Below are 13,429 nucleotides of genomic sequence, written 5' to 3' on the forward strand. Positions count from 1 at the left end.
CGCCGTCGCGGAACTCGTGGCCTACGGGCGCGAGCGCCGCGCCTGGCTGGCCTTCTGCGCCGGCGTGGCCCATGCCGAGGCTGTGCGCGACGCCGTGCGGCGCCGAGGCTTCACCTGCGAGAGCGTGTCGGGCGGCACGCCGAAGCGCGAACGCACCCGCATCGTGGCGGAGTTCCGGGCGGGCAAACTGCGCTGCCTCACCTCGGTCGGCGTGCTGGCGACCGGCTTCAACGTGCCCGAAGTCGACCTCGTGGCGCTGCTGCGCCCGACGCAGAGCACGGGGCTCTACGTTCAGCAGGTCGGACGCGCGCTCCGCCGCGCGCCCGGCAAGGCGGACGCGCTGGTGCTCGACTACGCGGGCCTCGTGCGGATGCACGGTCCGGTCGACATCGTCACGGCGCGCACGGCCGCGGCGGTGCGCGGGCGCGAGGACGAGGTGCGGGCCAAGCCCTGCCCGGACTGCGGCGTGCTGATCCCCATGAACGCCTCGACCTGCGAGGCCTGCTGGGTGGAGCCCGAGGCGGGCGAGCCGCCGCACGGCGAGGAAGCCGAGGACGCGCTGCCGATCCTGTCCGACCAGCTGCCGCCCGAGCGCCGACCCGTGTGGCACCCGGTGCCGGACTGGCGCTTCGAATTCGCCGCGCCCGGCTCCGGGCGGAGCGGCATCGACCTCGTCTTCGCCTGCGAGGGGGGCGCCGTGCGGGTGCGGCTCCACCCGGAGGAAAGCGGCTACCTGCGCCAGAAGGCGGTGGGCTGGTGGCGCGGGCTCGGCGGGGGCGGGGACGCGCCGATGACCGCGGTGGAACTCGTCGAGCGCAGCCAGGAACTCGTGCGACCGAGCGCCGTTCGGGTTCGCGCCGCCGGCCTATCCGAGCAGGTCGAGTGCCGCTGGCCGGACGGGCGGGTGTTCGCGGACTTGCGCCGGGCGGGATGAGGAACATACGCGGCGTGATGTCCCGGCATCGCCGTGCGGGGCACCCTCACGGCGCCGCGACATGACGCTCAAAACGATCGCCGACCGCATCGACGAGCAGGCCGCCACTCTGACCCCCGACGCCGCCTGACGCCCGTCAGAAGATTGCGGTGAGCACCCATCGACCCTCACCACCTTGACGGATGTGCTCCCCCCGCGGATCTGGGCATCCCGCGGCGTACGACCCATGGAAGGCAGAACGGGTCGACCCGGTTCAGATCACTGTGGCTGGTGCGCGCTGGGAGTGTTCGATCCCCCACGCCCTCGCGAGCGGGGCATTTCGAGTCTCGTGGCATGTGGTGCGGGCGACGGGGGTCGAACCCGTAAGTCTCTACAGACGTTGGATTTTAAGTCCAATGCGTATGCCAATTCCGCCACGCCCGCGGTCACGACGTGGCGGTTTCGGTCACAGTGTCCGGGCCCCGTCACAGCCGGTCACGAGTGGTAGACCGGAGGACACTTTGTGTCTACCGGCCCGACCCGTCGTCGAAGCCGGCGGGGACGGGGAGCCCCGCCCCGACGAGGGCGAAGACGATGCCGGCGATCTGCCCGACCGCTTCCCCAAGATTCGAAGTAGGCCCGGATCACGCCGCAGCGTCCAGGACCGACGCCGGGTAGCGCATGACGATGGGGAGGGCGCCCCCTTTCTGGATGATGCGGGACGCGCACGTGTGGCGGCAGACGTAGGGGTGAACCGCGCCGGATACTGACGATACGCCTGATCTTGCGAGGCTGGAGCCATGACGAAGCGCCACCCATTCCCCCCGAGATCCGCGAGCGCGAGGTCTGGATGGTGCAGGAGCATCAGGGCGAGAGCACAGCGCTCGACACGCGGCCATCCGGTCGCTCGCCTTCAAGATCGGCTGTACGGGGGGAAGCCCTGCGGGACCGGATCGTGGCCGCATCGAGACGCGACAGCTCGCCGTCAGCCGCGAATGCGTGGCCCATCTCGGCTGGCTCGGCACGGCCCAGGTATGCCGGATCGAGCGGACCCGTGTGTGCGCCGGTCCGATCAGGCACGAGATCGGCTCTGCGATCGCGAGCCTGTCGCCCGAGCAGGCCGACCCCGACGCCTCGCTGGCCCTTTGGCGCGGTCACTGGATGATGGAGAACAGCCTGCACTGGCGACGGCCCGTCACTTGGCTCGACGACCGCAGCCCCGATCGATCAGGGCGGCCCCCCGCACCATGCCGATCCTCGGGAACGCGTTGCTCGACGTCGTCCGTGACACCGCCGACCCGACCACCCAGATCCGCGAGGCTTTCGCCGAGGACAGGCTCGCGCCCTTATCGTCGCTCGAAGAGGCAATCTTCGAATGGCCCAGAGAAGCGTCGTGCGGCGCCTTGGCGCGCCGCCGCGTTCGGCGTAGGTCCGTGGATCGACTGACCCAGCCCAGCCCCGGATTCGCCCCGATGTCCTCACCCGCGGATCCCGCGCCGGGCCTCCTCGCCGCCCACCAGATCCAGGCCTTGCGCGACGCGGGCGCGATCCGCTCCGCGCTGCCCGCGGACGGTGCCGCTCCCGTGCTGCAGCCGGCGAGCCTCGACCTGAGACTCGGCCGCCGCGCCTGGCGGGTGCGGGCGAGCTTCCTGCCGGGGCGGAGCCGCACGGTGCTCGACGGCATGGCGGCGCAGCAGGCCGACGAACTCGACCTCGAACGCGGCGTGATCCTGGAGCCCGGCACCGTGACGGTGGTGGAGCTCGACGACCGGCTCGCCCTGCCCCCCGGCCTGCGCGCCTCGGCCAACCCGAAGAGCTCGACCGGGCGCATCGACGTCTTCACCCGCGTGATCGCCGACCGGGCGCGCCGCTTCGACACGATCGAGCCGGGCTACGCGGGGCCGCTCTACGCCGAAGTGTCGCCGCGCACCTTCCCGGTGCGGGTGCGGGCGGGCTCGCGCCTGTCGCAGATCCGCTTCACGGCGGGCGACGCCCGCCTCGACGACGCCGGCCACCGCGCCCTCCACGCCGCCGAGCCGCTGGTCGCCGGGGCCGAGCCGGTGATCGCGGAAGGCGTCGCGGTGTCGATCGACCTCGCCGGCTTCGACGCGTCGGGCCTCGTCGGTTACCGCGCCAAGCGCCACACGGGCGTCATCGACGTCGACCTCGTCGACGCGCTCGACCCCTCCGACTATTGGGAGGCGATCCATGTCCGGGCGAGGCGCGAGCTGATCCTCGACCCCGGCGAGTTCTATCTCCTGGCGTCGAAGGAGGCCGTGCGCGTGCCGCCGGGCCACGCCGCCGAGATGACGCCCTTCGACCCGCTCGTCGGCGAGTTCCGCGTCCACTACGCCGGCTTCTTCGATCCCGGCTTCGGCTGCGCGGAGGTCGGCGGCGCGGGTTCGCGCGCCGTGCTGGAGGTGCGCTCGCGCGACGTGCCCTTCGTGCTGGAGGACGGGCAGATCGTGGGCCGCCTCGTCTACGAGCGCATGTCCGAGCCGCCGCGCACGCTCTACGGCGCCGTGGCGGGGTCGAACTATCAGGCACAGGGGCTGAAGCTGTCGAAGCACTTCAGGAAGGGGTGACAGCCCCGCCCTCCGTCAGCGCGAGCGCGGCGACGCGATCCAGGGCGACGGCTCGGCCGAGCGGGACGCAGGTGGTCCCGCACCACGGCCGGATCGCGTCGCTCCGCTCACGGTGCGGAGCAGCGGGTCACGCCCCTCGCGCGTGCCCGGCCGGGCACAGGTCGAGCAGCGGGCAGCGGCCGCAGGCGGGTGAGCGGAAGCGGCAGGTCTTCTGCCCGTGCAGCATCAGCAGTTCGTGGTCGTCGTACAGGTCCTGCGCCGAATAGTCGGCGGGCAGCAGCGCGCGGAGCGCGTCGTGGGCCGGGCCGACGTCGACCTTGGGGCCGATCAGCCCGAGCCGCTGCGCGACGCGGTGGTGGTGGCTGTCGACGGGGAGCGCCGGCATGCGCAGCGTCGAGAAGGACAGCACGGCCGCGCTGGTCTTCGGCCCGACGCCGGGGATGGCGGCCAGCCACGCCCGCGCGGCTTCCGGCTCCATGTCGGCCAGGAAATCGAGCGTCAGGGCGCCGTGGCGATCCCGCACGTCGCGCAGCACCTGCTGGATCCGGGGAGCTTTGGCCTCGGGCCAGGTGACGCCGGCGATCAGCGCCTCGACCTCGGCGGTGTCGGCGTCGATCAACTCCGCCCAGTCCGGGAAGCGCCCCCGCAGCGCCTTGAAGGCCCGCCCCGATTCCGCGTTGCGGGTGCGGTGCGACAGCAGCGAGGACACGAGCTCGCTCAGCGGGTCGAGGCTGTGGAAATAGGGGATCGGCAGGCCGAACACCTCGCCGAGCCGCCGATGGACCTCCAGTGCTTTCAGGCGCAGCTCGTCCGACGGTCGCGGCAGGCCGCGGCGGGCGGGCTTGGCCCGGCTCGGGCGCGCGGCGACGGGGGCGTGGTCGAAGAGCTGCGGCATGGGGAGCGAATCCGCCCCGCCCCGGCCGGTTCCACCCTGCGACTCACCGACTCAGGACGGACCGGGGACAGCTATCCGAGCCGGCCCGCCAGCGCCTCGTAGAGCGGGTTCCTCGCCGCGAACACGTAGTCGAGCGGCAGCACCGCCACCTCGGCGGCGCCCTGCCCGATGAGCCAGTCGGCGATGTCCGGCACGCGGGCCTTGGGCCCGTGCAGGACGAGGCGCCCGTCCTCGCGGCCGACCAGCGCGGCGCCGAACGCGTCCAGAGCGCCGGCCTCGATGGCGGGCGCGCCGTCCGGAAAGGCCGCGCGCAGCTCGCGCGTCGTGCGCGCCCGCTCCTCGGCGGCGATGCGGCCGAGGAGGGCCCGCGCGATGGCCCGGTGCTCGTCGCTCCAGTCGGCGGCGAGCGACGCGACCAAGTTGGCTTCCGAGCGCAGCATCACGCCGTCGTCGAGCACCTTGAGGGCGTTGGCCTGCAGGGTCGCGCCCGTCGTGGTGATGTCGACGATCAGCTCCGCGCCGCCGGCCGCCGGCGCGCCCTCGGTGGCGCCGAGGCTTTCCACGATGCGGTAGTCGGTGACGCCGCGCTCGGCGAAGAAGCGGCGCGTGAGGTTCACGTATTTGGTGGCGACGCGCATGCGCCGGCCGCGCCGTGCGTGGAAGCTCGCCGCCACGTCCTCGAGGTCCGCCACCGTGCGCACGTCGATCCAGGCGCGCGGCACGGCCACCACGACGTCGGCGTTGCCGAAGCCGAGCCGCGACAGGAAGGCCACAGAGGCGTCGGCGTCCGGGATCGACTCGCGCAGCACGTCCTCGCCGGCCACGCCGAGGTGGGCGGAGCCGTCGGCCACGTGGGACACGATCTCGGACACGGGCAGGAAGGCCACCTCCAGCCCGTCGACGCCCGCGAGCCGGCCGCGATAGTCGCGGCTGCCGCCGCCCTGGACGAGCTTCAGGCCTGCGCGCGCGAAGAACGCGAAGGCGTTCTCCTGCAGCCGCCCCTTGGACGGCACGGCGAGGACGAAGGGTTTGGCGGCGCTCACGCTTCCGTCTCCGAATCCAGGCGGTCGATCCAGATCGCCGCACCCACGGCGGGGATCGGCGCCGGGCTGCCGAGCGCGCCGCACAGCCGGTCGTAGCGCCCGCCGCCGATCACCGGCCCGTCGGCATGCGCCCCGTGCGCCTCGAAGACGAAGCCCGTGTAATAGTCGAGGTTGCGCGCGAAGGCGGTGCTGAAGCCGAGGCGCGACAGGTCCACGCCCTGCGCCGCGATGAAGCCGATGCGCTCGTCGAGGAGGTCGAGCGCGGCGCCGAGGTCGAGCCCGGCGTCGTCGGCCAGGGCGCGGAGCTGGCCGGACGCGCGGTCCGGGTCGCCCGCGACGGCGAAGAAGGCGTCGAGCAGCTGCCGGCGCTCGTCGCCGACGTCCGGGGCGGCGCCCTGCGCCACTTGGCTGAGGAAGCGGTCGGCGATCTCGCCGACGGAGCGCCCGCCCACCGCCGTGATGCCGGCGATCGACAGGAGGTCGGTGACGAGCGCGTGGGCGTCCTTGTTGTCGGCGCCGGCCAGGGCGGCGAGCAGGCCGGAATGTTCGCCGCGCCGCGCCGGGGCGCCGCGCAGGGCGGCGTCGAGCCCCTGCCCGCGTTCCAGCCCGCGCTTCACGCGCCGCTGCCACAGCGGCGGCAGGTCCACCGCGTCGAGCACCGCCGCGACGAGCCCGGCGTCGCCGAGCGACACGGTCTCGAGCCGCGTGCCCGAGCGCTCGACCGCGTCGAGCGACAGGGCCAGCACCTCGGCGTCGGCGGCGGCGAGGTCGGTGCGGCCGAAGCTCTCCAACCCCGCCTGGCGGAGCTCGCCGGGCCCGCCCGCCCGCATGCGGAACACCGGGCCGAAGTAGCTGTAGGCCGCCGGGCGGCCGGCGGCCGCGGAGGCCAGGTAGGCGCGGGCCGCGGGGATCGTGAATTCGGGGCGGAGGCACAGCTCGCGGCCCGCGGCGTCCGCCGTGAGGTACAAGCGCGCGCGGATGTCCTCGCCGCCGAGGTCGAGGAACGTGCCGGCGTCGTGCAGGAGCGGCGGATCGATCGGGTCGTAGCCCGCCGCGACGAGGTGCTGGAGGAGGGCCGCTCCCGCTCGTGCGCGCGCCGGCCCCGGCCCTTCTGTGGTCACGATCCCATCCCGCGGTTCATCGACGCCGCCACCCTTAGCGACCCCGGCCCGGCGAGGCGACCCGTTTCGCGCGCGAGGGTGAACACGGCCGTCAGGCGGAGGCCCGCGGAGCCGGCGCTCCGCCCGGCCCCGCCGACGCCGCGCGCCGGCGCGACAGGGCGCGCGACGCCCGCGCGGCCATCGGGGCGAAGCTCAGCCCGTAGGCGGCGGCCGACAGCGCGGTGATCCAGAAGCTCACCGGCCAGTCGGTCTGCCAGGCCAGCACGAGCCCGCCCCACGCTTCCGCGAGCGCCAGCGCGGCCGAGAGCGCGACGCCGACGCCGAAGCGCGGCGACAGGTTGCGGGCCGCCGCGGCGGGGCCGACCATCAGCGTGAAGACCAGGAGCACGCCGACGATCTGCGACGCTTCCGACACCGCCACGGCCACGATGCCGAGGAAGATCACCGACACGCGCCGCACCGGCACGCCGCGGGCCTCCGCCAGCTCCGGCTGGAGGCTCGCGAAGAGCAGCGGCCGCGACACGGCGGCCAGCACGGCGAGCGACAGCGCGGACAGGACCACGAGCGACAGCAGCGATTCGGGGTCGACGCCGAGCACGTTGCCGAACAGCAGCGCCGTCGCCTGCGTGGCGAAGGCGGTGTAGAAATGCAGGAACAGGAGGCCGAAGCCGAGCGCCAGCGACAGCGTCATGCCGATGGCGACGTCGCGCGCGCTGAGCCTCTCGCCGAGCGCCCCCATGGCGAGCCCGGCCGCGAGCGTGAAGCCGACGAGGCCCCAGAGCGGCGCGATGCCGACCATGATGGCGCCCGTCGCCCCGGTGAAGCCGACGTGGGCCAAGGCGTGGCCCGCGAAGGTCTGGTTGCGCAGCACCAGGAAGTAGCCGACGAGGCCGGCCAGCAGCGCCACGACGCCGCTGGCCGCGAAGGCCGTGCGCATGAAGTCATAGGCCAGCATGGTCGTGCCCTCCGCAGGCGTGTCCCTCGTGGCGGTGCGCCTCCGCCTCGGCCTCCGCGTCGCCCGCCATGACGAAGATGCGCTTGCCCATGCGCAGCACCTCGATGGGCGAGCCGTAGAGCCGCGACAGCACCGGGCCGGTGATGACCTCGTCGACGGTGCCGAGCACCGCGCGGCCGCGGCCGACGTAGAGCACGCGGTGAACCGCGCCCATCAGCGGGTTGAGCTCGTGGGCGGAGAAGATCACGCCGAACCCGAGCTCGCGCGAGAGCCGCGCCACGAGCTCCACCACGCCGCGCTGATGCGCGGGGTCGAGCGAGATCAGCGGCTCGTCGAGCAGCAGGAGCTTGGGGCGGCCGAGCAGCGCCTGGCTGAGCAGCAGGCGCTGGCGCTCGCCGCCGCTGAGTTCGCCGAGCGGGCGGCGCGCGAGCGCCGAGGCGCCAACCGCGTCGAGCGCCCAGGCGACCTCGGCCCGGGCGGCGGCGTCGAGGCGCGGCAGACCCCAGCGATGGCCGCCGGCCGCGCCGGCGACGAAATCCCAGCCGGTCCAGCGCAGGTCGGTGGAGCCGCGCACCTGCGGCATGTAGCCGACGGCCGAACTGCCCGGCGCGGCCGGGCGCCCGTCGACCAGCACGCGGCCCGCGCGGGGCCGCACGAGGCCCAGCACGGCGCGCATCAGCGTCGTCTTGCCGGCCCCGTTGGGGCCGAGCAGCCCGACGAACTCGCCGGGCGCGATCGCGAAGCCGGCGTCGGACAGGATCGTCCGGCCGCCGAGTTCCAGCGTGACGCGCTCGAAGGCGACGAGGTCCAAGGGTCGGTCGCGCCTCAGGAGCTCTTCGCCGACAGCGCGCGGTCGAGCGCGTCGAGCTGCTTCAGCATCCAGCTCTGGTAGGTCGTGCCGGCCGGCTCGGTCTCGGACACGGCCACCACGGGGATGTGATCCTCCTTGGCGATGCCGACGAGCCGCTTCACCGCCTTGTCGTCGGCCTGACCGTTGTAGATCATCACCTTGACCTTGTGGTCCTTGAGGTCGTCCTCGAACTTGGCGACGTCGGAGGCCGAGGGCTCGGTGTTGTTCATCACCGCCAATTGGAAGGCCTCGTTGTGCATGTCGAGGCCGAGGAGCCCGGCCATGTAGCCGAACACCGGCTCGGAGGCCGTGACGGGCGTGCCGGAGAACTTGCCCTTCATGGCGGCGATCTTGGCGTCGAGCGGCTTGATGGAGGCGTCGAAGGCCTCGGCGTTGTGCTCGAACTCGGCCTTGTGGGCGGGCTCGATCGCGGACAGCTTCGCCGCGAGGTCCTTGGCGACCGCCTCCATGGTGGCGGGGTCGTACCACAGGTGGGGGTTGTCGCCAGCCTTCTTGCCCACGAGGTCTGCGGCCACGATCTCGACGCGGCCCGGCGACGGGTCGGCCTTCAGCAGCTTCTCCATCCAGGGATCGTAGTCGGCGCCGTTCTGGATCGTGACCTTGGCGGCCTTCAGCTTGCGGGCCGTCGACGGGTCGGCCTCGAACAGGTGCGGGTCCTGGTCCGGGTTCGACAGGATCGAGGTGACGTTGACGTACTTTCCGCCGACCTGGCGGGCGAGGTCGCCGTAGAAGTTCTCGGCCGCGACGACGTCGATGCCGGCCGCAGAGGCGGCCGCGGGCAGCGCGACGGCGGCGAGCGCGCCGATCAGGAGGGCAGACTTGAGCGACATCGTGCGGACCCCGTGGAACAGCGCCGGAGCGGCGTTGGCCTATGGTTACGTTATAACTTCTGCGGTTACAACATACCCAGGGGATCGCCGTGTGGGGAGGGTTGAAGCGCCCGGTGGATCGGCTCAGATAAGGGCCGGAGAGGTGCGATGAACCATGCTCACGGGACGGCTGACGAAGGGCGGGCTGCGTGGCTGCGGCGCGTCGAGGCGCTGTGCGGCGAACGCAACGTCCAGCTCACCGCGCTGCGCCGGCAGGTGCTCGGCCTCATCGCGGACAGCCCCGCCCCGCTGACCGCCTACGCGCTGATCGACGGGCTGGCGAAGCTGCAGGACCGCCAGGTTGCGCCGCCCACGGTGTATCGGACGCTGGATTTCCTGGTCGAAAACGGCTTCGTCATCAAGATCGAGAGCCGCAACGCCTTCGCGGTCTGCGATTCGCCCGGCCACCACCACCACGGCCTCCTGCTGATCTGCACCCGCTGCGGCGTCACCGACGAGGTCGATGACCACGACGTCGACGCCACCCTGGCGCGCCGCGCCAAGGCTTCGGGCTTCAGGATCGAGAAGCAGATGGTGGAGCTGGCGGGGATCTGCGGGCGGTGCGGGGCGGCGTGATCCGAGCCAAGCCGTCGGTCGCGCTCACGCCGCCTCGTCGGCCAGGGCGTCGCCTTCGGCCGGCACCGGCACCGCGGTGCTCTCGGCGATCACCATCTCCTCCTCGGCGTCGAGCCGGTCGCGCTCGGCCTCGCTGAGCCCGAAGCGCGCCGCCACGTCCGGCGCGTAGCGCAGCATGTCGGGGCGCAGGCGGATCAGGGCGAGGTCCTTGGCCTTGGCCTCGATCATCACGTCGAAGTCGCGGTCCGTGACAGAGCGCATGAAGCCCATGAACTCGAACGGGTGCACGTAGTCGGCGTGGCCGGTCCAGATCGGCGCGACGTGGACGGTCTTGACCTTCTTGGTCTTCTTGTCCTTGCGCTTCAGCTCGCGCAATTCGGTGCGCGGCGATGAGAAGTGGATCTTCGGCCGCACGCCGTCCGGCCAGGTGTCGAGCATGCGCCGCACCGTGTCGCCCATGTCGAGCCGGTCGGGGTTGAGGCACAGGAAGTGCTGGTGGTCGAAGATCAGCCGCACGCCCGTGTGCTCGTGAATCCACAGCGTGTCGGAGGCGCTGAAGCGGATGTCGTCGTGCTCCAGCACGAGGCGGCGCCGGACCGGCTCCGGCATGGTCGGCCAGTTCTCGACCCAGCGGGCGTTGCTGGCCGGGATGTCGCCGTAGGTGCCGCCGACGTGGATCACCATCACGGCCTCGGGGCCGAGCTCCATCAGGTCGAGCATCTCGGCCTGGCTGGTGAGGTCGGCGACGCTCTTCTTCACCAGCTCCGGGTCGGGGCTGTTCAGCACGACGTATTGCGAGGGATGGAAGGACAGGCGGATGCCCTGCCCCTTCGCCCGTGCCCCGAAGGCCGCGAGGTCGGAGGCGCAGTCCCGCACCATGGAGTGGAATTGGGGCATGTCGGGGTGGGTCGCGTAGGGCGCGATGTCGGACGACATGCGGTACATGTCGATGCCGTGCCGGCCGAGGTAGGCGAGGATGTTGTCGAGGTGTTCGAGGCTGACGCGCAGATGCGGGTCGGCCTGCCAGCGGCGGGTGTCGTTGCTCTTGAGGTCGGGCCGGCCCATGACCTTGACCGGGAACCCGAGCCTGAGCCGCCCCTCGGGCCGCTCCACCGGCGCCTCGTGCCTCCGCTTCGCCGTCCTCGCCATCGCGCCCACACCCCCGTCCGATGCGGGGCAACCATCCGCGCCGCGGGAAGTTGCGCGCGGCCGCCCGCCCGGCTGTGGACGGGTCGCCGCAGCGTCAGGGCTACGTCACGCCCTGGTGGGGGCCCGCGCGGCGGCTTGCGTCGGCGCCCGCTCCAGAGAAGCGTCGTGGCCGAGCAGCAGCACGATGCCGGCGCCCACCAGCGCGCAGGCGGCGAAGAACAGCAGGCCGCCCGCGTCACCGCCGGTGCGGTCCTTGACGATGCCGAAGACCTGCGGGCCGAAATAGCCGCCGAGGTTGCCGATGGAGTTGATGGCCGCGATGCCGGCCGCGGCGCCCGTGCCGGACAGGATCGCGGTCGGCATGGCCCAGAACGAGGCGTAGACGGCGAAGAAGCCGAAGCCCGCGAGGCAGAAGCAGGCCATGCGCAGCGCTGGGTTCGGGAGCGCGGCGGCGGCCAGCATGCCCACCGTGATGCAGAGCAGCGGGATCACGGTGTGCCACTTGCGCTCGCCCGTGCGGTCCGACGAGCGCGACCACAGGATCATGCCGACGGCGCCGACCGCGTAGGGGATGGCTGTGACGAACCCGGTCTCGACGTCCGACAGGCCGAAGGCCTTGACGATCTGCGGCAGGAAGAAGCTCAGACCGTATTGCGGGATGTTGAGCCCCATGTAGACGAAGCCGAAGCCCCACACCCGCCGGTCGACGACGGCGCGCCGCCAGGAGATGCTGTGGCGGCTCTCGCGGTGGGCGCGCTCGGCGTCGAGCCGCGCCTGCAGCCAGCCGCTCTCCTCCGGGGTGAGCCAGGCGGCCTCGCGCGGGCGGTCCGTCAGGTAGAAGTAGACCGCGAAGGCCAGGACCAGCGCCGGCAGCGCCTCGACGATGAAGACCCACTGCCAGCCGTGCAGGCCCATGGCCCCGTCGAGGTTGCGCAGCAGCCAGCCGGAGATCGGCGCGCCGATCACGGTCGAGATCGGGATGGCCACCATGAACATGCCGACGATGCGGGCGCGGTAGGCCGAGGGGAACCACAGCGTCAGGAAGAAGATGATGCCGGGGAAGAAGCCCGCCTCGGCGCAACCGAGCAGGAAGCGCACCACGTCGAAGCTCGTCTCGCCCACCACGAAGGCCTGAGCGCCCGAGATCAGGCCCCAGGTGAACATGATGCGGGCGATCCAGACCCGCGCGCCGAAGCGGTCGAGCGCGAGGTTGCTCGGCACCTCCAGCAGGAAATAGGCGATGAAGAAGATGCCGGCCGCGCCGCCGAAGGCCGCCGCCGAGAGCCCGAGGTCGCCCCGCATGGTCACGCCGGCGAAGCCGACGTTCACGCGGTCGAGGTAGGCGATGAAGTAGCACAGCATCAGGAAGGGCAGCAGGCGCCGCGTGACCTTCGCCATCGTGCGCATCTCGACGTCGGTGCGCGCCGTCTGATCGACCATGTTTCCCACCCCATCGACTTTCGCAGCCGTTGGGCGGGATCATACAGGCGCGGGCCCGCCGCGCCAGACGGTTCGGCGGGGCGTGCAGGCGAAAGTCGGGCGGATCCGCGCGCCCGTGCGCGCCTCACGCGACGTTGTTGGCGCTGTCGCCGCCGGTGGCGTCGTAGGCGGCGCCCGACACCATGCGGGCCTCGTCGGAGGCCAGGAACAGCACCACGGGGGCGATGTCGTCCGGCGAAATCCACGGCACGCCGAGCGGCGACTTCTCCGTCAGCTTCTTCTTCGCCTCGGCCTCCAGCTCCTCGGTGGGCCTGTCGCTGTCGAGGTCGCCCACGGCCTGGGCGTAGCGCGAGCGGTGGCGCGTCAGCGGCGTGTCGATGAGGCCGGGCACGACCGCGTTGACGGTGATCCTGTGCTGGCCGAGTTCCAGCGCGGCCGACTTCATCAGGCCGAGGATGCCCCACTTCGAGGCCGAGTAGCTGGCGCCGAACTTGGTGCCGTGCTGCCCCTGCGTCGACGAGGTGAGGATGATGCGCCCGCCGCCGCGGCGCACGATGTGGGGCGCCACGGCCCGCACGGCGTTGGCGGTGCCGTTGAGGTTGACGTCGATCTGGTCGTGCCAGTCGGCGTCGTCCATCTCCAGGATCGGCTTGAAGTCCTGGATGCCGGCGTTGGCGAACAGGATGTCGACGCCTCCGAAGGTGGTCGCCGCCCTGTCGGCCGCCGCGCGGAGCGCTCCGATGTTCCGCTGGTCCAGCGTTTCGGCGAGCCAGCGCCCGCCCTCGGCCTCGACGAGCCGCCCCGTCTCGGCGAGCTCGTCCTCCGTCGCGGGCTCGACCGTGATGGCCGTGGACACCGGCCCGGCGATGTCGATGCCCACCACCGCCGCGCCCTCGCGCGCGAACAGCACGGCGGTGGAGCGGCCGATGCCGCGCGCCGCGCCCGTGATGATCGCCACCTTGCCGTCGAGGCGCCCCCTGCCCTGCCGTCCGCCGTTCCCGCTCATCGCCGT

The 13,429-nt window shown here is 72.4% G+C and carries 12 protein-coding genes and 1 tRNA gene; 3 read left to right on the forward strand and 10 right to left on the reverse strand.

Annotation, left to right across the window (positions count from 1 at the left end; all coding sequences use genetic code 11):
- Window positions 1–934, forward strand: a 934-nt coding sequence (locus tag L7N97_RS00005) for a DEAD/DEAH box helicase (protein WP_255721581.1), incomplete at its 5' end; no start/stop codon positions are given.
- A gap of 336 nt (window positions 935–1,270) precedes the next feature.
- On the opposite strand, the gene L7N97_RS00010 is transcribed toward L7N97_RS00005, so the two are convergent.
- Window positions 1,271–1,357: transfer RNA gene (locus L7N97_RS00010), tRNA-Leu, on the reverse strand.
- A 1,028-nt stretch (window positions 1,358–2,385) separates the two neighbouring features.
- On the opposite strand from L7N97_RS00010, the gene L7N97_RS00015 reads away from it, so the two are divergent.
- Window positions 2,386–3,498 (forward strand): 2'-deoxycytidine 5'-triphosphate deaminase, encoded by a 1,113-nt coding sequence (locus L7N97_RS00015; protein ID WP_237476335.1) that lies wholly within the window; start codon window positions 2,386–2,388, stop codon window positions 3,496–3,498.
- A 127-nt stretch (window positions 3,499–3,625) separates the two neighbouring features.
- Here L7N97_RS00015 and L7N97_RS00020 read toward each other — a convergent pair whose 3' ends face one another.
- The 6 genes from L7N97_RS00020 to L7N97_RS00045 form a co-directional block, all read right to left on the reverse strand.
- Window positions 3,626–4,393 carry an endonuclease III domain-containing protein gene (locus L7N97_RS00020; RefSeq protein ID WP_237476336.1) on the reverse strand — a complete coding sequence of 256 codons (768 nt, stop codon included), beginning with the start codon at window positions 4,391–4,393 and terminating at the stop codon, window positions 3,626–3,628.
- 71 nt (window positions 4,394–4,464) lie between these two features.
- Window positions 4,465–5,436: an ATP phosphoribosyltransferase gene (hisG, locus tag L7N97_RS00025; protein WP_237476337.1), complete on the reverse strand. Its 972-nt coding sequence runs from the start codon at window positions 5,434–5,436 to the stop codon at window positions 4,465–4,467.
- Window positions 5,433–6,560, reverse strand: coding sequence for an ATP phosphoribosyltransferase regulatory subunit (locus L7N97_RS00030; RefSeq protein WP_428981039.1), 1,128 nt, complete (start codon window positions 6,558–6,560; stop codon window positions 5,433–5,435). Before L7N97_RS00030 ends, hisG begins: the two co-directional genes overlap by 4 nt.
- Window positions 6,561–6,648: 88 nt before the next feature.
- The gene (locus L7N97_RS00035; RefSeq protein ID WP_237476339.1) at window positions 6,649–7,512 is read right to left on the reverse strand and encodes a metal ABC transporter permease; all 864 of its coding nucleotides are present in this window, start codon (window positions 7,510–7,512) and stop codon (window positions 6,649–6,651) included.
- Entirely contained in the window at window positions 7,499–8,323 is an 825-nt protein-coding gene (locus L7N97_RS00040) for a metal ABC transporter ATP-binding protein (RefSeq protein ID WP_237476340.1), read from the reverse strand. Before L7N97_RS00040 ends, L7N97_RS00035 begins: the two co-directional genes overlap by 14 nt.
- 14 nt (window positions 8,324–8,337) lie before the next feature.
- Complete coding sequence (locus L7N97_RS00045; RefSeq protein WP_237476341.1) at window positions 8,338–9,213, reverse strand: metal ABC transporter solute-binding protein, Zn/Mn family; 876 nt, start codon at window positions 9,211–9,213, stop codon at window positions 8,338–8,340.
- Window positions 9,214–9,360: 147 nt separating this feature from the next.
- Here L7N97_RS00045 and L7N97_RS00050 point away from each other — a divergent pair, with 147 nt between their 5' ends.
- Complete coding sequence (locus tag L7N97_RS00050; RefSeq protein ID WP_237476342.1) at window positions 9,361–9,828, forward strand: Fur family transcriptional regulator; 468 nt, start codon at window positions 9,361–9,363, stop codon at window positions 9,826–9,828.
- Window positions 9,829–9,852: 24 nt separating this feature from the next.
- On the opposite strand, the gene uvsE is transcribed toward L7N97_RS00050, so the two are convergent.
- From uvsE to L7N97_RS00065, 3 genes are all read right to left on the reverse strand, one after another.
- Complete coding sequence (uvsE, locus tag L7N97_RS00055; protein WP_237476343.1) at window positions 9,853–10,977, reverse strand: UV DNA damage repair endonuclease UvsE; 1,125 nt, start codon at window positions 10,975–10,977, stop codon at window positions 9,853–9,855.
- Between the two features lie 105 nt (window positions 10,978–11,082).
- Entirely contained in the window at window positions 11,083–12,417 is a 1,335-nt protein-coding gene (locus tag L7N97_RS00060; RefSeq protein WP_237476344.1) for an MFS transporter, read from the reverse strand.
- Between the two features lie 124 nt (window positions 12,418–12,541).
- Complete coding sequence (locus L7N97_RS00065) at window positions 12,542–13,423, reverse strand: SDR family NAD(P)-dependent oxidoreductase (protein ID WP_237476345.1); 882 nt, start codon at window positions 13,421–13,423, stop codon at window positions 12,542–12,544.
- Window positions 13,424–13,429 lie beyond the last annotated feature (6 nt).

The sequence above is a fragment of the Lichenibacterium dinghuense genome (assembly GCF_021730615.1).
Lineage (GTDB): Bacteria > Pseudomonadota > Alphaproteobacteria > Rhizobiales > Beijerinckiaceae > Lichenihabitans > Lichenihabitans dinghuensis.